Annotated in this window: 17 protein-coding genes; 2 read left to right on the forward strand and 15 right to left on the reverse strand. The window is 38.6% G+C overall.

From position 1 onward, the window contains the following. Window positions 1-106 precede the first annotated feature (106 nt). From pseH to aspS, 8 genes are all read right to left on the reverse strand, one after another. Complete coding sequence (gene pseH, locus HDT10_RS06520) at window positions 107-577, reverse strand: UDP-4-amino-4,6-dideoxy-N-acetyl-beta-L-altrosamine N-acetyltransferase (protein ID WP_367159066.1); 471 nt, start codon at window positions 575-577, stop codon at window positions 107-109. Between the two features lie 6 nt (window positions 578-583). Continuing rightward, the gene (locus tag HDT10_RS06525) at window positions 584-1,330 is read right to left on the reverse strand and encodes a cytochrome c biogenesis protein CcdA (RefSeq protein WP_290881380.1); all 747 of its coding nucleotides are present in this window, start codon (window positions 1,328-1,330) and stop codon (window positions 584-586) included. 20 nt (window positions 1,331-1,350) lie between these two features. Further along, window positions 1,351-2,625 (reverse strand): TRAP transporter large permease, encoded by a 1,275-nt coding sequence (locus tag HDT10_RS06530; protein WP_290881381.1) that lies wholly within the window; start codon window positions 2,623-2,625, stop codon window positions 1,351-1,353. Window positions 2,626-2,642: 17 nt separating this feature from the next. Further along, a complete protein-coding gene (locus tag HDT10_RS06535) occupies window positions 2,643-3,245 on the reverse strand; it encodes a TRAP transporter small permease (protein ID WP_290881405.1) in 603 nt (200 codons plus the stop codon). 46 nt (window positions 3,246-3,291) lie between these two features. Beyond that, on the reverse strand, window positions 3,292-4,314 hold the full coding sequence (locus HDT10_RS06540; protein ID WP_290881383.1) for a DctP family TRAP transporter solute-binding subunit: 1,023 nt from the start codon (window positions 4,312-4,314) through the stop codon (window positions 3,292-3,294). Between the two features lie 165 nt (window positions 4,315-4,479). Further along, complete coding sequence (gene ppa / locus HDT10_RS06545) at window positions 4,480-4,998, reverse strand: inorganic diphosphatase (protein ID WP_290881385.1); 519 nt, start codon at window positions 4,996-4,998, stop codon at window positions 4,480-4,482. A gap of 88 nt (window positions 4,999-5,086) precedes the next feature. After that, on the reverse strand, window positions 5,087-5,659 hold the full coding sequence (locus HDT10_RS06550; RefSeq protein WP_290881387.1) for an adenylate kinase: 573 nt from the start codon (window positions 5,657-5,659) through the stop codon (window positions 5,087-5,089). An 11-nt stretch (window positions 5,660-5,670) separates the two neighbouring features. After that, on the reverse strand, window positions 5,671-7,422 hold the full coding sequence (aspS, locus tag HDT10_RS06555) for an aspartate--tRNA ligase (protein ID WP_290881388.1): 1,752 nt from the start codon (window positions 7,420-7,422) through the stop codon (window positions 5,671-5,673). A 204-nt stretch (window positions 7,423-7,626) separates the two neighbouring features. Between aspS and HDT10_RS06560 the strand changes: the two genes are divergently transcribed. Then, on the forward strand, window positions 7,627-8,034 hold the full coding sequence (locus tag HDT10_RS06560; RefSeq protein WP_290881389.1) for a Fur family transcriptional regulator: 408 nt from the start codon (window positions 7,627-7,629) through the stop codon (window positions 8,032-8,034). Window positions 8,035-8,120: 86 nt separating this feature from the next. Here HDT10_RS06560 and HDT10_RS06565 read toward each other — a convergent pair whose 3' ends face one another. From HDT10_RS06565 to HDT10_RS06590, 6 genes are read right to left on the reverse strand one after another with little or no spacing between them, the layout of a single operon-like run. After that, window positions 8,121-8,633: a YhcH/YjgK/YiaL family protein gene (locus HDT10_RS06565; RefSeq protein WP_290881391.1), complete on the reverse strand. Its 513-nt coding sequence runs from the start codon at window positions 8,631-8,633 to the stop codon at window positions 8,121-8,123. 9 nt (window positions 8,634-8,642) lie between these two features. Then, complete coding sequence (locus HDT10_RS06570; protein ID WP_290881392.1) at window positions 8,643-9,110, reverse strand: histidine phosphatase family protein; 468 nt, start codon at window positions 9,108-9,110, stop codon at window positions 8,643-8,645. 15 nt (window positions 9,111-9,125) lie between these two features. Beyond that, the gene (locus HDT10_RS06575; RefSeq protein ID WP_290881394.1) at window positions 9,126-9,806 is read right to left on the reverse strand and encodes a 5'-methylthioadenosine/adenosylhomocysteine nucleosidase; all 681 of its coding nucleotides are present in this window, start codon (window positions 9,804-9,806) and stop codon (window positions 9,126-9,128) included. A 1-nt stretch (window position 9,807) separates the two neighbouring features. Further along, window positions 9,808-10,728 carry an ACP S-malonyltransferase gene (gene fabD, locus HDT10_RS06580; RefSeq protein ID WP_290881395.1) on the reverse strand — a complete coding sequence of 307 codons (921 nt, stop codon included), beginning with the start codon at window positions 10,726-10,728 and terminating at the stop codon, window positions 9,808-9,810. 10 nt (window positions 10,729-10,738) lie between these two features. Next, window positions 10,739-12,346 (reverse strand): arginine--tRNA ligase, encoded by a 1,608-nt coding sequence (gene argS, locus HDT10_RS06585; protein WP_290881396.1) that lies wholly within the window; start codon window positions 12,344-12,346, stop codon window positions 10,739-10,741. Window positions 12,347-12,349: 3 nt separating this feature from the next. Further along, window positions 12,350-12,574 carry a twin-arginine translocase TatA/TatE family subunit gene (locus tag HDT10_RS06590; RefSeq protein WP_290881407.1) on the reverse strand — a complete coding sequence of 75 codons (225 nt, stop codon included), beginning with the start codon at window positions 12,572-12,574 and terminating at the stop codon, window positions 12,350-12,352. Window positions 12,575-12,783: 209 nt separating this feature from the next. Here HDT10_RS06590 and HDT10_RS06595 point away from each other — a divergent pair, with 209 nt between their 5' ends. Beyond that, window positions 12,784-14,733 carry a methyl-accepting chemotaxis protein gene (locus HDT10_RS06595; protein WP_290881398.1) on the forward strand — a complete coding sequence of 650 codons (1,950 nt, stop codon included), beginning with the start codon at window positions 12,784-12,786 and terminating at the stop codon, window positions 14,731-14,733. A gap of 16 nt (window positions 14,734-14,749) precedes the next feature. Here HDT10_RS06595 and uvrA read toward each other — a convergent pair whose 3' ends face one another. Next, the gene (uvrA, locus tag HDT10_RS06600; protein WP_290881400.1) at window positions 14,750-17,608 is read right to left on the reverse strand and encodes an excinuclease ABC subunit UvrA; all 2,859 of its coding nucleotides are present in this window, start codon (window positions 17,606-17,608) and stop codon (window positions 14,750-14,752) included. Window positions 17,609-18,055 lie beyond the last annotated feature (447 nt).

Raw genomic sequence — 18,055 nt, forward strand, 5'->3', positions numbered from 1 at the left:
TGAAAAGCTGGGGATTTGCGACTTTAGGGATTGTAAGACGAAAGGAAGCTTTGTCTTGATTGCATATTGTTTGCTTGTAAGATTCCAAAAATATGCAATGAAATAGCTATTTAATGCCCCCCCCCCCCGCTGATAATGTGAAATAGCTCATTGTTGCGTCCTTGTTTGTGAGATTGAAGCCAAATTTTGTATAAAGCGCAAGGGCTTTGGTGTTATCATTAAAGGCACAAGCATAAAGTGTCGCGACATTTAAAACTTCAAAAGCATATTTTAGCATAGCTTCCATTAGCTTTGTGCCATATCCTTGCAAATCCGGATTCTGATAAATCCCAAATTCGCAAGAGATTCCAAGCCTTATATCCACAAAGCAAATCACGCCTAAGATTTCACTATTTTCTAAAACCAAAAAATATTGCTTGGTTGTATCTTGCTTCAAGGATTCCAAGAAATGTAAATGCTCTTTTAGGGGAATCGTTTGTGTTTTCATTAGAGGGGCGATTTTTAGGTGATTGCGCCACCCAAACACCAAAATCTTTTCTATCTCGTCTAAATCCACAAAATTTTTTAATGTCATCACAGAATCCTAGCCCAAAATCCCTACAAGATAAGCAGATAATGCGCTCATTCCTCCACTTGCAACAAGGATTCCAATCAAAATTAATAAGCCTCCTGCACATCGTTCAATCCATTGAAAGTGAGATTTGATAAGCTCTAAAAAATTAAAAGCATAACCAATCAAAAGCGCACAAAACAAAAAGGGCAAAGAGAATCCGAGCGTATAAATACTTAGCAAAATTATGCCATTACTTTCGTCTAAGCTTGCGAGTGAAATAATGCCCGCCAAAATTGGACCAACGCAAGGCGTCCAACCGAGCGAAAAGCTCACCCCAAGCAAAAAGGGTGTCAAAAAATCTCTTAAGATTCTAAAACGATATTCCGTATGAAAACTTCTTGTATAGTTTAAGAATGGAATCTTGAATATTCCTAATGTATGCAATCCAAAAATGATTAAAATCCCTCCAGCAATAAAGCGCAGAATCGGGCTTAGCAGGATTCCACCTTGCAAGATTCTAGCCGCTACCGCTCCTAAAAGCACAAAAACAATTCCAAGCCCCAAAACAAAAAATACTGCACTTCTTAAGATTCTAAAACGTTTCTTTAAATCAAGTCTTGTAGAATCCTTTAACTCTTGAAGTGAAATTTCAGAAATATAGGAGAGATAAGCAGGTATCAGTGGCAACACACAAGGGCTTATGAAAGTCAGAATCCCCGCTATTAAACTAATAAGGTGGGGCGCATTTTCAAAAAATGCTATAAGCGATTCTTCCAATCTAAGCCTTGTGGATTCAATTAACCTAGCAAACTTGGCAACCAAAGTGAAATAATTGGAACATAAGTAACAAGTCCAAGCCCCAACAGCAAGACGCAAAGCCAAGGAATTACCGAAAGGGTAACATCTTTGAGGCTCAAGCCTGTAAGTGAGCTTGCCACAAAAAGATTCAAGCCAACAGGTGGTGTCAGCATACCTAATTCCATATTCACAATCATTGCGATTCCGAAGTGGATTGGGTCAATACCTAACTGCAACGCAATCGGCAATAGCAAAGGTGTCATAATCATTACCACCGAACTAGGTTCCATAAATTGCCCCATTACAAAAAGAGCAATATTAACCAAAATCAAAAAGAGCCACCAACTCATATTCATATTCACTAAAGATTCCGCAATCATATGAGGGATACGTTCGCTCGTTAAGAAATGCGCGAATACAACCGCAAAACCAATAATGAAAAAAATCATCGCCGTAGTGATTGCTGCATCTAAAAGCACTTTATACAAGTCTTTAATCTTAATATCTTTATAGACAAAAATTGAGACGACAAACGCATACACCGCACTAATGCCCGCCGCTTCTGTGGCGGTAAAAATCCCCGCATAGATTCCACCAATGACGACAAAAACAATGAGTAATGCCCAAAATGCTTCTTTAAACTTCGCCCAACGCTCGCCAAAGCTTGCGGGTTTTGTAGCCTTAAAGCCTAATCGTTTTGCCCCAAAATACGCATAAACCATCATCATTCCGCCAATCATCACACCGGGCACAACACCAGCCATAAATAATTTTTCAATAGAGACTTCCGCTGTTACTCCATAAACAATCATTACAACCGAAGGCGGAATCAAGATTCCAAGACTTCCTGCCGAAGTGATTGCACCCACAGAATAGCTTTTAGGATAACCCGCTTGACTTAAGGCAGCAAACATAACAGAACCAATCGCAACTACTGTCGCGGGAGAACTTCCACTCACAGCGGCAAAGATAATACACGCCAAAATAGCACTCATCGGAAGACCGCCGGGCAAATGCCCTACGATACTTCTAGCAAAATCTACGATTCTTTGTGCCGAACTTCCTTTACTCATCAAAGAACCCGCCAAAATAAACATTGGAATCGCCATTAAAGCGGGCTTTAAACCATTAAGCATAATTTCAGGCACACCCATAATATCATAGGAGCTAAAGAGTAACATTGTAATAACTGCGCTCACTCCAAGAGAAACAGCAACAGGCACACCCACCAATAACAAACCAAACAATACAATCAGCAAAAATGCAACACTCATTGATTCTCCAAACTTTACTAATCTTTAACCACAGAATCGTGAATCATCTCTTCTTCTGCATTTTTGACAACTTTATCCGCATCTGTCCAAGAAACTTCATAGATTTTTTCCACAGAACGATAAGTTGCCCCCAAAAATGCAATAGGCAGACAGAGAAGAAATACCCATAAAGGTACTTCGTGCAGTGCTTCACTCATATAACCAATTTCATAGTTTAAATAACAAACCATTAAACTAGCATAGCACATAAAGCCCAAAAAGATAGAGTTTAAAATGTGTGTTGCCAATACACAAGCCTTAGCAAGTGCAGGCGGAAATTTCTCAACCAACATTGTAACGGCAATATGCACTCCCTTTCTAAAGCCATACGCTGCCCCAAAAAATGCTGACCACAAAAAACAATATCTTGCCACTTCCTCTGCCCAAGTCAAGGAACCAATTTCTGGATAGAATCCTGCAATATAACGCACACTTACATTGATTGCGGTAATTACGATTCCAAGTGCCATTCCAATCACGGCGACATTTTTGTTAATTCCTGCAATAATCTTATCTAAGATAGCAAAAAGCTTATTGACGCCCGGGTCTTTATGAGCCCACAAAAAAGGTTTCTGAATCATTAATAATAAATCACGCAAAATAAAACCCTTTAAAAGTAATCATTGATTATTTTGTATTGAGTGTTTTCTCAATCAAATCTTTACCAATCAAATCATAAAATTTAGGATAAATCGCAATCATCACATCTTGCCATTGTTTCTTTTGCGCTTCATCTAGCTCATAAATTGTTGTATTTGTCTTATCATCGGCTTTTAATTTATCTAGCAACATTTTCTCTTCTTTTGCACTTTCCTCGCGTTCAAAAATTGTTGCTTCACGCATTGCAATAGAGAATTTTTCTTGCAAATCTTGAGGCAATTCTTTCCAAAACTTTTCACTTGCAACAACCAAATATCCTAGATAACCATGGTTTGAAATCGTAATAGAGCTTTGAACTTCATAAAATTTAGAATTATAAAGATTGGAAAGTGGGTTTTCTGCTGCATCTACTACCCCTGTTTGGAGTGCAGAATACACTTCACCAAAAGGCAAAACTTGTGGAATTGCTTTGACTGCTTTTGTTTGTTCTTCCAATACTTTAGAGCTCATAATTCTCATTTTTTGCCCCTCTGCATCACTTGGCTCTATGATAGGCTTTTTGTTTGTGCTAAATTGCTTGAATCCTGCGTCCCAATAATCAAGCGCAATATAGCCTTTGCTTGAAATAATGTCTTTTAAAATTTTTCCTACTTCTCCGTCCATTACTTGATGCAAATGTTCAGTATCGCGGAAGATAAAAGGGACGTCCCAAAGGTTAAATTCTTTTGCGAAAGGTGTAAATTTTGAAAAGCTAGGTGCTGCAAGTTGCACATTATTGCGTTTCAATTCTTGAAACACTTTATCATCATCTACAAGCTGCGCAGAGGGGAATACATGCACTTTGATTTTCCCATCTGTTAATTCCTCTACTCTTTTAGCAAATAAATCTGCGGCTCTTCCTTTCGGTGTGTTTGCACTCACGACATGTGCAAACTTCACTTCATAGACTTTATTAGAATCTTGAGCGGCGGTTTTTGTTTCCTTGTCTTCTCCACCACAACCCATTAATCCAAACACAGCTAACACTGAAACCAAAAGAATTTTTTTCATTTCCAATCTCCTATTTTTATGAATTATCCACTCAACTTTTGTGAGGCTTTATTATTTTATAAAAGCTTCCTTAAAAGATGAATTATAAATTAAGACGCTTTCGCGCATTCCAAACAAATCCCCAATCTTTTATAGAAAAAATTACTTTTTGAAACACATTAAAATTTATTTGTAATTCTTAATTGCCTTATCCAAAATCTCTTTGGCTGCATTCAAATCTTTATATTCCTTGACTTTCACCCATTTATTTGGTTCTAATGTCTTATAAGTTTCAAAGAAATTTTTGATTCTATCCAGTGTGATTTGCGGCAAATCCCCTAAGCTTTGGATTTTATCGTATCTTGGGTCTATTTTGCTAATAGGCACTGCGATTAATTTCTCGTCCATTCCGCTTTCATCTTCCATAATCAAGACGCCAATCAAACGCACTTTGATAACACTTCCTGCTTGTAATGGATATTCATTGAGCACCAAGACATCTGCTGGGTCTCCATCATCGCTTAAAGTATTAGGCACAAAGCCATAATTTGCGGGATAAAACATCGCACTATACATTACCCTATCTACCACAACTGCGCCTGATTCTTTATCAATCTCATATTTGATATTAGAACCATAAGGAATCTCAATAACAACATTTAATTTATTGGGATTCTCTCCCACACTGATTTTTGATACATTCATTTTTTATCCTTGAAAACTAAAATTATATTTATAGCAGAATCCTGCTTGCTGATAATAACTCATAGCCCCTAGAGATTCTTACCATTGGTTAAATTTTGGACTTAATAAAGCCCTCCATTTCTGCGACAATTTCTTCAATCGTGCGTTCGCCACTAATCTTTTTCAATACGCCTTTTTTACCATAAAAATCCTGAATCTCTTTAAGAGGTGTTTGATAGACTTCCATACGATTATTAAACACCTCTACATTATCGTCTGCTCCTCTAGCGCGTCCAAGCACTCTATCGCAAGCGGTTTCCCTGCTTACCTCTACTTCAATGACGCTAACTAGCTCAATGCCTTTTTTGTCTTTTAAAATCTTATCAAACTCTAACATTTGCTCTACACTACGTGGATAACCATCAATAAGCACAATGTCTTTACGCGCATTTGCAATCGCATCTACAATGGTTTTGACGACTATTTCAAGAGGCACAAGATTCCCTTTGCTTGTATAGCTATCAATCAGTTTCCCAAGTTCGCTTCCACTTGCAACTTCTGCACGCAATAATTCTCCTGTGGAATAATGCACGATACTTTCGGCATTGTTTTTGCTAATAATTTCTGCATCAGTCGTTTTGCCACTGCCCGGTGCTCCAATCACCAAAAATAACTTTTTCATTGTTGTCTCCTTTATCGTTTGGTTTCTCTCACTTTGATATGCAATTCTCTTAGTTGCTCCTCACTCGCTGCACTTGGAGCATCTGTTAGCGGGCAAGTTGCCTTTTGGGTTTTAGGGAATGCAATCACATCACGGATAGAATTTGCCTTACAAAGTAGCATTATAATGCGGTCTAATCCAAACGCAAGCCCTCCGTGTGGTGGTGCGCCAAATTGTAATGCTTCAAGCAAGAAACTAAATTTATTTTTTGCCTCTTGCTCACTAATACCAAGCAATTTAAACACACGACTTTGAATCTCCTCTTTATGAATCCTAATGCTTCCTCCGCCAATCTCAAATCCATTCAATACGACATCATAAGCGACAGAGCTAATCTCCTCAATGTCCTCTACATCTAAATCTTTCGGCATTGTAAAAGGGTGATGCAAAGCGGAGATACTACCATCTTCATTGCGTTCAAACATCGGGAAATCCACAACCCATAAGAATCTATAAGCATTCTCATCAACCAATCCCATATCTTGGGCGACTTTTTGGCGCAAGCGCCCCATATAATCCCACACGATTTTTTTCGCACCTGCGCCAAAAAACACAACATCACCGACTTTTGCCCCCATACGCTCTATCAGAGTTTTAAGATTTTCTTCGCTTAAGAATTTGACAAGAGGACCTTTTGCACCCTCTTCCTTGATTTGAATATACGCCAAACCTTTTGCGCCAAACTTGCGGACAAACTCCTCTGCCTCGCCTAAAGTTTTGCGTGTGAAAAACGCATCACCCTTTGAGATGCAGAGTGCTTTGATACGATTATTTTTAGAATCTTTAGCAATATTCGCAAAAATATCATTACTAGATTCCACAAACAAATCCGCCACCTCTACTAAGGGTAACCCAAAACGTAAATCTGGTTTATCACTCCCATAAGATTCCATTACTTCTTTATAAGTATAATGCTCAAAAGGAGTTTTTATTGCGATTCCACAAGCTCCAAAAATTGCTTTGAGTGTTGCTTCTGCAGCCGCCATTACATCTTCTTGAGTACAGAAACTCATCTCCACATCAATTTGCGTAAATTCCGGCTGCCTATCAAGCCTCAAATCCTCGTCTCTAAAGCATTTAGCGATTTGAAAATATCTATCAAATCCACTAATCATTAAGAGCTGCTTAAATAATTGAGGGCTCTGTGGCAAGGCATAAAATTCTCCGTGATGCACACGACTTGGCACGAGATAATCCCGTGCTCCCTCTGGAGTTGCCTTAGTTAAAATCGGTGTTTCAACTTCTAAAAAGCCTAAGCCACTAAGCGTATTGCGCACCGCTTGTGCCACTTTGCTTCGGGTGATAAAAATCTCTTGTAAGCGTGGATTGCGCAAATCCAAATAACGATATTTTAAACGCACATCTTCGCCTACGCTTTCATCACCTACGGCAATAGGAGGAGTTAAACTTTTGTTTTCAATTGTTAAGGATTCTACTAGCACCTCAATTTTGCCCGTTTTTAGCTTGGGATTCTCTAACCCTTTGCCTCTTGCGCGCACCCTTCCCTTAGCGACTAGAACATACTCATCACGCACTTCACTTGCGATTTTATGCGCCTCGCCACTATCCTTTGGGTCTAACACGAGTTGCACAAGCCCACTACGGTCGCGTAAATCAATAAAAATAATCCCCCCGTGGTCGCGGTAAGTATTACACCAACCACATAAATTCACCACCTCTCCAATATTTTGCTCCCCTAAATCTGCGCAATAATGGCTTCTCATGGTTTTCACTCCTAAAAACTAACAAAATAATCTGTGATTGTATCAAAAAAATAATAAAAGATAAATTTGTCATTTGTAACGAATTTTTCAAAGTAGAATCCTTGCTAAATTCCATAATATTATTTATTAATAATTTTTCTTGATAAATAAAAATAATTTTTGTAAAATTATGAAAAATCTTATCACTATATAGGAATCTCTAAAATGTTTGAAAAAATCTTAAAAGACAATCATCTAAAAATCACGCCCCAACGTTTAGCAATTTTGAAAGAAATTCAGAAGTCTGGACACATTAGCATTGATGAAATCTACGAAAACATCAAAGAAAGCAATCCCTCTATGTCGCTTGCTACAATCTATAAGAATCTTGCTTCAATGCAAGAAGCTAGAATCGTTGATGAAGTCAAATTGCCCAACCAAAAACAACGTTATGAGCTTGTAAAAAAGCCTCATATTCATCTTGTTTGCGAAAAATGTGGAAAAATTACAGATATGGAGGGAAGTGCTTCTATGGAATCACTCAAACACTCTTGTGCGAATGCTTCCTCTTACCAAATCAAAGAAGTTTCCGTTGCGCTCATTGGAATCTGTCCGCAATGCCAAGCAAAGTAATGCAATAATTTCATTACTTTAGCTTGCTAGCAGAGATTTCATAAAAAGATTAAAGTAGTCGCTTTGTAGAGAAGGCTACTTATGCCTTAAAAATTTAGCTTGACAAGATTCTTTGGAATTTTAACTACAACTTTTTGCACGAGTGTAGATTCTGCATTGGTTGAGATTCCACCGGCATGGACATCAAGACTTTCAAAAACCGCAAGGTTTCCCGTAAATAATTGAATGCTTGAAAGAAAAGGGCTAGAATGATATTCAATCAAATCACGCGCAGAATCTAATGGATTTTTCACCTCGCATAAACTATTAGGCGCGACAAAAAAAATCTCTTTTCCACGAACAACCATTTGAAAATCCACCATTTCACAATGGCTTTCATAGAAAGCCTCCTTGGGTGTTTTTGTGTTGTAAGCTTGTTCAATCGCCCTTGCCCCACCCTCAAAATGCACGATAAACTCTTCTCCCGCTTTCAAAGAAGTAATACGCTCATACACTTCGCTATTCTCGTCTAATGCGTCAAAGAGATAGCCAAAAACTTTGCTTAATACTTCGTTTTTTTTAAACTTGCTTGCTATATCTGGTAAATAACCCAAAAACATAGAATCCCTTTAGAAGTTATGCAAGCCCACAAGTAACCATTCTTGCTCTTTCTCTCGCTCTAGCTCTACAACGCAACCCTTGCCCACATAGAGATTCAAAGTTCCTTTCGCGCAAATAAAACGTACAAATTCGCTAATGCTTGGCTCGTGTCCTACGACAACTAAGGTTTGCCAATCCTCTTCAATCTCCTCTTTATGTCCCAAAAATCCTTGTAATCCTTCGTCTGGATTAATGTTTGGATTCAAAAAGAATGTGCTATGGGATTGCTTTTTGGCGATATATTTCGCGGTATCACACGCACGCAACGCAAGTGATGAAATAATCGCATCTACATCGGGATATTTTTTTGCGATATATTTTGCAATCTGTTTTGCTTGTTTGACGCCCTTTTTCGTTAATGGTCGTTTCAAATCATCTTCATCAGCCCATTTTTCTCCATTTGCCGCTTTTGCATGACGCACTAAAATTAATCTCATTTTCAGTCTCCTTCATTAAATTTTTTCTATCATTTTGATGACAAACGCAACATTTCTCTTGCCGCTTTCTTCCTCATTATATTCTTTCAATTCCTCATCATTGACACTATCTGATATGGTTCTAAGAATACAAAAAGGCACTTTAAGATTCGCGCACACTACTGCTACGCTTGCTCCCTCCATCTCTACTGCATCGGCTTGGAATGTCTCGCGTATCCATTGCTTCTTATCCCTTTGATTGACAAATTGGTCTCCTGAAGCAATGATACCCTCATAAATAGGGAATCCAAGCTCATTTGCAACCTGTTTTACGATTTCATTTAAAGCAGAATCACTCTTAGTAAATGTCTCACTCTCTGGGATAAATCCATAAGGATAGCCAAAAATCGTTAAATCCACATCGTGCTGACATAGCTTGCTAGCAAAGAGCAAGTCTCCTACCTTATAAGCTGGATTAATCGCACCTGCGATTCCGTTGAAGACTATTTTTTCACAACCAAAATGCAAAACCATACTGCTAGCAGTTAAAGCAGAATGCACCTTGCCAATGCGGCTTCGTGCGATGATTGCGGTTTTTCCTGCTAATTGGATTTTATAAAAAGTATTCCCGCCAAATTCTATTGTCTCATACTCTTTATAATGCGCTAGCAAAGGCGCAATCTCTTCTGGAAGAGCACCGATAATTCCAAGCGTCATTTTAGTCCTTTTGCAAAAAATCTTGAATCTCTGCATAAGTCTGCAAAGAAATCGTTTCTTTGGAACTCAATCTTTTGTTTAAACCCTTAAGAACATTCCCGCCGCATTCTATGAAACCCTCAATCTCTGTGTCATTTTTGCGAATGGATTGCTTATAAAGCACAGGAGAAACCAACTGCTCTGCTAGCAATTCCAACGCTTGTGCTTTGTTTTGATAAGGCTTGGCATTCACATTGGAAATAATCGGGAAATCAAAAGAATCTCTAAGTGCTTCTTCTAATAATACCTTAAAGTCCGCACACATTCCCTCTAGGATTGGACAATGGCTTGCCACAGACATTGGAAGCATTAAGGCGCGTTTTGCACCAAGCCCTTTAATCTCTACCTCCAAAGTCAATAAATCCTCTTTGCTTCCTGCAAGCACCATTTGCCCATCGCCATTATAATTGGCACACCATACCTTAAGCCCTCTATTGCGTTTTTTAGTGCAAAACTCTTCTAGGATTCCATCTTCTAGCCCGAGCACGACCATCATTCCTGCTGCTTTCTTTTTGCAGGACTCTTCCATTAAATAGCCGCGTTTGCTCACAAGCGAGATAGCTTGCTCAAAGCTCAACGCCCCGCCCGCACAAAGTGCGCTAAATTCTCCCAAAGAATGCCCTAAACCAAAAGCAATTTTACCTTTTATCTTGGGCAAAATCAGCGAAAACACGCTATAACTCACCAACAAAATTGCAGGCTGTGTATATTGTGTCAGATTTAATTTCTGATTCTCTTCAAAGCAAAGTTTCACCATATCTTCTTTTAAAATCTCACTTGCTTGTTCAAAATATCGTCTCACTTCTGCGCTATTATCAAACAAATCTTTGCCCATTCCGACACTTTGACTCCCCTGACCGGGAAAAATCACTGCTTTACTCAAACTCACTCCTTTACATACTTTTTTTAGCGGTAATACCAAGTAGTGCAAGCCCTAGATTCAAAGTCTCTACAACCACCACCAATACCTTTAAAATCTGCTCCTCTTTGGCAGTATTTAGAATCTTTGTTTCATTATAGAATCGGTGAAATTCTCCTGCAAGCACTTTGAGAAAATCCACTACTTTATTGGGAGAACGTTGCGCAAACGCATCGGCTAAAACCTTATCAAGCCCAAGGGAAAGCACCAACAAATCACGCAAACTTTCGTCCATTCCTTTAAGGGATTCTATGTATTGTTCCTTTGGAATATTTTTACAATCCTGCACACTAGAATTGGATTTAGAAAAAAGCGTATGAATGCGCGCGTGTGCGTAGTTGATATAATACACAGGATTGCTAGAATCTTGCTTCTTTAGCTCTTCTATATCAAATTCCAAATGCGTATCTGCCTTTTTACTCAAAAAAATCAGTCGCAATGCGTCTGCGCCTACTTCCTCTACGATTTCTTTCATCAAGATAAAATTGCCCGCACGTTTGCTCATTTTATAGGCTTCGCCGCCTTTTAATAAAGCAACCATTTGCGACAACAACACTTCTAATTTATCACTCTGATAACCCAAGAAAGTAATTGCGGCTTTGACGCGCGCAATATAGCCGTGATGGTCTGCCCCCCAAATATTAATGTAATGCTCAAAAGGACGAGCAAATTTATTGTTATGATAAATAATATCTCCCGCAAGATAGGTTGGCTCTCCATTCTCACGCACGATTACGCGATCTTTTTCATCGCCATATTCGCTAGATTTCAACCACAGCTTACCCTCTTGCTCATAGACACCAGAATGCTCTTTAAGTGCTTGTAAGGTGGAATCCCAATGCTTAAAAAGCTCCTTTTCGCTGACATAGTTATCAAATACGATTCCAACTTGCGCTAAATTTGCTTGGATTTCCTCTAGCATTTTATCTTTTCCAAAATTGCTTAATGTCGCAATGCTAGAGGGATTCCTAAAGACTTCTAATCCTAAAGAATCCTTTGCCTCTTTTGCCAAATCTATAATATATTCGCCTTTATAACAATCCTCCGGCAATGCACAAGATTCGCCCAAAAACAAATTGCGCCCAGCATAATAAATAGACTTGCCCAGATTTTCTATTTGCGTTCCTGCATCATTAATATAATATTCTGTCGTGATACAAAAGCCCAAAAATCTACCAATACGCGCCAAACTATCGCCGAAGATTGCACCCCGTGCGTGTCCAATATGCAAAGGACCTGTGGGATTTGCGCTCACATATTCCAATAAAATATGCTTGGCGGCGTTTTGCGATTTTGCACTCTTAGAATCTTGTTGCAAAAATTCCCACGCACATTCAGCCAAAAATTCATCGCTCAAGCTAAAATTCACATAGCCATTCATCACATTTACACTCGCAATTTGTGGCAGAATCTCTAACTTTTGCGCAAATTCTTGGGCAATGACTTGCGGACTTTGACGCAAAGTCTTAGCAAAACTAAAAGTCGGCAACGCAAAATGACCGAACTTTTTATCACGTGGTTTTTCTAAAATACTAGAAACCCCTAGAGCCTCATCTATAATTCGTTTAATGTTTTGTGTCATTCATTATACTTTAGTAGTTTCACTAGTGGAGTTTGCGACAGATTCTTTTTTGTCTTGTTCAATTTTGGTTTGCGCGGTGCTTTCTTCCTCATCTTCTTTGACAGCTTTTTTGAAATTTTTGATTCCAGAGCCTAAACCTTTAGCCAAATCTGGAATCTTTTTCGCTCCAAACAACACAACAATAATTAACAGCACGATGAGCAGCTGCTGAACACTTGGCATCATTATCAAATCCTTTTTCGTTATGAAATTTTGTAGATTATAGCATAATTCCTCTTGCAACTTCAAAACACAAAAATTTTAGATTTAATTTTTGACTTAGTGTTACCAATATTCAAAATCATTACTAAGTTACCATAGATATTTATAACATTCAATAAAAATTAAATTTGTTTAAGTTATAGTTTTTTAAGCATTATTTTAAAAAAGGATTGGAAATGAAATTATCTTTAAGTTTAAAGGCGACTTTAAGTATTACACTCACCGCAATTATTGGATTTTTAGTTTTTGGACTCTTACAATATCAAAGCACAAAGACAAGCACATTACAAACAGAAGAAAAGAGCTATCAAGGCAAGCTAAACTCTATCCAACTTCTGCTCGTTTCTTACATTACAGAAAAACAAGAAGCAATCAATCGTCTCAAAGATGAAATTGCTAATCAAATCAACGATGAAACGGCAATCGCTAAAAGTTTAGAATTAATTGAAAAAACAGGTGGATTTAACCTCGTATATTTTGGCGTAGAAACCAATGGCAGAATGATGCGCAGCAATGGGAATCACGTGTTTCCAGAAAGCGGTTATGACCCACGCAAACGCAGTTGGTATTATGACACCAAAGCACAAAATAAACCCATTATCCTAAATCACGCTTGGTTGCAGGCGAGTAAAAAACTTCCTGTTTTTGGATTTGGCGCACCACTACACTACAATGGCAGTTTTTATGGTGTAGTAAGTGGAGATATTGCGCTTAAACCCCTCAATGACTATTTGGAGTCTTTGCAAAAAAACGAACATTTTACAATCTTCGCAACAGACCCAAGCGGACAGATTATTCTTTCCCAAAATCCCGATGAAATCTTAAATCAAAGTGAAATCTCTAAATTATTAGTAGAAAAATCTAAAAACAATCAAAACAAATTCTTGTTCTTTGAGCAAGACAAACAAAGTAGATTTGGAATCTGCTCATCTAACCCTTTAACCGAATGGAATGTGTGTTTGGTTGGAGATGAAAAGATACTCTATCGACACATTCGCGAAAACACCACTTTTCTAGCAATCTCCCTCCTTGTATTTGCAATTGCCCTTATCGTGCTTATCAATATTCTTATGCGCATTATTTTAAAACCCATTGAAACTTTGCGTAAAGGGATTTTAGATTTCTTTGACTATTTACACTCCAAGACTACAAGCGTCAAACCATTGCACATCAATACACACGATGAGCTTGGAGAAATGGCAAGGGTAATTAATGCCAATATTAAAGAAATTCAAGCCAACCTAGAAAAAGAACGGACTTGCGTGCAAGAAGCATTAAAATCACTTGAATATGCTAAAGAGGGTGATTTCAGACGCTTCATAGAAACCGAATCCAATAATCAACAACTCAACAATATCAAGCTTTATCTCAATCAAACACTCCAAGACCTTAACCAAAACTTTGAAACAATTGAAAGAGCCCTAGAAACATTCAAGACAGATGATTTTACGCATATTGCAGAAACCAATGAGAGCAAAGGCGCATTGCTTCGTGTAGTAGAAAACATTAATGACTTGGGACGTTATATTCAAAATATGCTCAAAACCTCTAGCGAAATTGCCCATAATCTCAAAGGGCATTCTAGCACCCTACAAGAACGTGTAAAGAACCTTCAAGCTTCCGCACACGCTCAAGCGCAATCCTTAGAGCAAACAAGTGCCGCCGTAGATGGAATCACAGATTCTATACAAAATGTCGCCAATAAAAGCAGTGAGGTAATCCAACAGAGTGATGACATTAGAAGCGTTGTAAATGTCATCAAAGACATTGCAGACCAAACCAACTTACTTGCGCTCAATGCCGCAATTGAAGCCGCAAGGGCTGGAGAGCACGGAAGAGGATTCGCGGTTGTTGCCGATGAAGTGCGCAAACTAGCGGAACGAACAGGAAAATCTTTAAGTGAGATTGAAGCAAATGTCAATGTCTTGGTGCAAGGCATTAATGAGATGAGTGAATCTATCAAGGAAGAAACGCAAAGTGTAGAAAAAATCAGCTCTGCCGTAGAAAAACTAGAACAATTAGCACAAGAAAACGAATCTATCGCAAATTCTTGTGCTGATATTTCTAATGTCGTAGATAATCTAGCAACTGAAGTGCTCAACGAAACGGATAATAAGAAATTTTAAGCTAGCAACGGAATCCTTAGGATTCCATTCCTAGCTCTTTAGCCAAAAATCTCCCCGTATGGCTTGCGGTTTTTTTATATCTTTTTGCGATTCTCTCTGGCGAGCCACTATCTACGATTTTCCCTCCATTGTTTCCACCCTCTGGTCCAATATCAAGAATAAAGTCTGCATTTTTGATAATGTCCAAATTATGCTCAATCACAATGACGCTATTTCCTAAGTCTGTCAAATGGTGCAACACACGCGTCAATCTATCCACATCGGCAAAATGCAAGCCTGTCGTTGGCTCATCTAAGACATAAAGTGTTTTTCCTGTATCCTTGCGACTCAACTCTTTTGCAAGCTTGATGCGTTGCGCTTCGCCTCCACTAAGAGTAACCGCATTTTGTCCCAAAGTGATATAGCCTAATCCGACATCTTGTAGGGTTTTAAGCTTCTGATAAATGCGTGGAATCTTGGCGAAAAACTCGCACGCCTCATCTACGCTTAATGCTAGAACTTGCGCTATATTTTTGCCTCTATATTCTACTTCTAAAGTTTGCGTGTTATAACGCGTGCCTCCGCACGCATCGCATTTCACCATAATATCGGGCAGGAAGTGCATTTCAATCTTAATCTCCCCCTCACCCATACATTTCTCACATCTTCCTCCCTTGACATTAAAGCTAAAACGACTAATGCCATAATTACGAATCTGTGCTTCTTTAGTCTGTGCAAAAATCTGCCGAATCTCGTCCATCGCGCCCGTATAAGTTGCGGGATTGGAACGTGGGGTGCGCCCAATAGGGCTTTGGTCTAAATAAATCACTTTGTCCAATTGTTCTAAACCTATAATCTCCACTCCATCTACTTTTTTTACTTTTTTGCGATTATTGAGTAACTCTTGGGCGACAGGAAGCAGAGTTTGCAACACAAGGGAGCTTTTACCACTTCCACTAACACCCGTTACACACACGAAATTCCTAAGAGGAATTTTGACATTTAGATTATGGATATTATTGATATTGACATTTAAAATCTCAATCCATTCCTCTTGATTGCGGCGGATAAAATATTCTATCTTTTTCTCTCCATTGAGATATTGTGCTGTCTGTGTTTTGCTCTTAAGCAACTGCGTAAGATTCCCACTAAAGACGACTTCACCCCCATATTTCCCAGCACCCGGTCCAATATCTACAATGAAATCCGCGTGCTCAATCGTCTCCTTATCATGCTCTACAACAATTACAGAATTGCCCTTTTGCTGCAAATTTCTTAATGTTTTAATCAGCTTGAGCGTATCGCGTTCGTGCAAACCAATGCTTGGCTCATCTAGCACATACATTACGCCGGTTAATCCGCTACCAATTTGACTTGCGATTCTGATTCGTTGCGATTCTCCTCCACTAATGCTACGCGCATCGCGTCCCAAACTCAAATACCCAAGCCCTACATCATAGAGAAAATAAAGTCGCTCGCAGATTTCCTTTAGAATCGGAGCGGCAATCATTGCATTTTGATTGTCCAAATGAGAAAAATTAGCAGGATTGGCAAAAAACCCATAACACTCCTCAATAGGCAAATCCAACAAATCCCCAATCGTCTTATTGGCGACTTTGACTGCTAGACTTTGCGGCAGCAAGCGATGCCCCCCGCAATCCTCACAAACTTTTTCACTCATATAATCGCCCAAATCTTTATTGTCTTTAAACATATCATAAGCAATAGAAATCACTCCCGCCCAAGGACGTTTGAGCTTGGAAGTTTTCCAGCTAAACTCCACTTCCTCTTGGCTTCCATACAGCACTAACTTCTGCTGATATTCGCTCAAATCCTCAAAAGCTGCTTTGGGGTTGATACCATTTGCCAAACAAAAAGCGCGAAAAAGCTCGTTATAATAACTCTTATTGAATCCATAAATAATCTTGATTCCTCCCTCACTTAGAGGCAAACTAGAATGCACTACCTTTTTGGTATCAATCGTGTAACGAATCCCTAAACCATCGCATTTAGAACAAGCACCTTTGGGGGAATTAAACGAAAAGCTAAGCGGCTCTAATGGGCTAAAGGAGACCTTACAATCAAAGCAAGCCAAATGCTCACTATAATGCACTAAAGTGGGCTTGGATTCTTTATTTTCAGGCAGAATCTCAACTTCTACTTCACCATAAGATTCTTTCAATGCTTTCTCAATATCTTCTGCAATTCTCTCTTTGTTTGCCGCATTGACGATTACGCGGTCTATCACGACTTTAATCGTGTGTTTCTTGGTTTTAGAAAGACTGATTTCCTCATCTAAACGCACCAAGACACCATTAATCTGCGCCCTAATATATCCCTTTTGACGCAAGGATTCTAGTTTATCATTAAAAGTTCCCTTTTTTTCACGGATAATTGGGGCTAAAATCAAAATCTTAGAATCCTCTTTGATTTTCAAAACTTCCGCGATAATATCACTCGCACTCATCTTGGAGATTGGCTTGCCGCACAAATGACAATGCTGCACGCCTATACGCGCAAAAAGTAAGCGCAGATAATCGTAAATCTCCGTAATTGTCCCCACAGTGGAGCGTGGATTCTTGCTCGTTGTCTTTTGGTCAATCGCAATTGCTGGAGTAAGCCCCTCTATCTTATCCACATCGGGCTTGCCGATTTTGTCCAAAAACTGCCTCGCATAGCTTGAAAGGGATTCTATGTATCTCCGCTGCCCCTCGGCATAAAGTGTGTCAAATGCCAAAGTGCTCTTACCGCTGCCGCTAAGTCCCGTTAAAATAACAAGTTTATTTTTGGGAATACTCAAACTAATATTTTTTAAATTATTTTCTTTTGCATTTGTGATAATAATATGGTCAAGTGGCGTTGGTGTCGCAAGTTGGGATTTCGTTTTTGAATCCATAATAAACCCTTTTAGCTTCTTTAAATTAAATCGGTAATTATAACAAAATACAAGAAATTTAGCACAAAGAAAATCAAGGCGAAAGCTTTATTTTCTTTGAAATTTTTTCTATATAGCAGGGGGCGTTTTTTGCATTAATGCGGTTTTTGCACCCATTAATACAAGGGATTCAAGATTTTTTAAAATTACATATAGGGGGGTGTATTTTGCGTAGTTAGTTCCTTTCACTTGAAAGGTTAAAAATGTCTTTGCGTGAAACATTTTTTTAGGGAGCTATCCAAAAGGGTTTATTTGGACTTGCAAAGCCTATCAAGCTTACAAACACAAACAAAGTTTGGAATCTTTAGGATAAAAAATAATGAAAAAGCCTACTTTATGGGCTTAAAAAGAGGAGATTAAAAGTTATTTTTGGGATTTTAAAGTATAATAATGCAGGGTAATTGCCAC

The sequence above is a fragment of the Helicobacter sp. genome, assembly GCF_014799995.1.
In the GTDB taxonomy this organism is placed as follows: domain Bacteria; phylum Campylobacterota; class Campylobacteria; order Campylobacterales; family Helicobacteraceae; genus Helicobacter_D.

Excerpts from the sequence above, each read along its gene's own strand:
- HDT10_RS06530 (WP_290881381.1), bottom strand. The coding sequence starts at position 2,625 with ATGAGTGTTGCATTTTTGCTGATTGTATTGTTTGGTTTGTTATTGGTG.
- HDT10_RS06535 (WP_290881405.1), bottom strand. The coding sequence starts at position 3,245 with ATGATTCAGAAACCTTTTTTGTGGGCTCATAAAGACCCGGGCGTCAAT.
- HDT10_RS06540 (WP_290881383.1), bottom strand. The coding sequence starts at position 4,314 with ATGAAAAAAATTCTTTTGGTTTCAGTGTTAGCTGTGTTTGGATTAATG.
- ppa (WP_290881385.1), bottom strand. The coding sequence starts at position 4,998 with ATGAATGTATCAAAAATCAGTGTGGGAGAGAATCCCAATAAATTAAAT.
- HDT10_RS06550 (WP_290881387.1), bottom strand. The coding sequence starts at position 5,659 with ATGAAAAAGTTATTTTTGGTGATTGGAGCACCGGGCAGTGGCAAAACG.
- aspS (WP_290881388.1), bottom strand. The coding sequence starts at position 7,422 with ATGAGAAGCCATTATTGCGCAGATTTAGGGGAGCAAAATATTGGAGAG.
- HDT10_RS06560 (WP_290881389.1), top strand. The coding sequence starts at position 7,627 with ATGTTTGAAAAAATCTTAAAAGACAATCATCTAAAAATCACGCCCCAA.
- HDT10_RS06565 (WP_290881391.1), bottom strand. The coding sequence starts at position 8,633 with ATGTTTTTGGGTTATTTACCAGATATAGCAAGCAAGTTTAAAAAAAAC.
- HDT10_RS06570 (WP_290881392.1), bottom strand. The coding sequence starts at position 9,110 with ATGAGATTAATTTTAGTGCGTCATGCAAAAGCGGCAAATGGAGAAAAA.
- HDT10_RS06575 (WP_290881394.1), bottom strand. The coding sequence starts at position 9,806 with ATGACGCTTGGAATTATCGGTGCTCTTCCAGAAGAGATTGCGCCTTTG.
- argS (WP_290881396.1), bottom strand. The coding sequence starts at position 12,346 with ATGACACAAAACATTAAACGAATTATAGATGAGGCTCTAGGGGTTTCT.
- HDT10_RS06595 (WP_290881398.1), top strand. The coding sequence starts at position 12,784 with ATGAAATTATCTTTAAGTTTAAAGGCGACTTTAAGTATTACACTCACC.
- uvrA (WP_290881400.1), bottom strand. The coding sequence starts at position 17,608 with ATGGATTCAAAAACGAAATCCCAACTTGCGACACCAACGCCACTTGAC.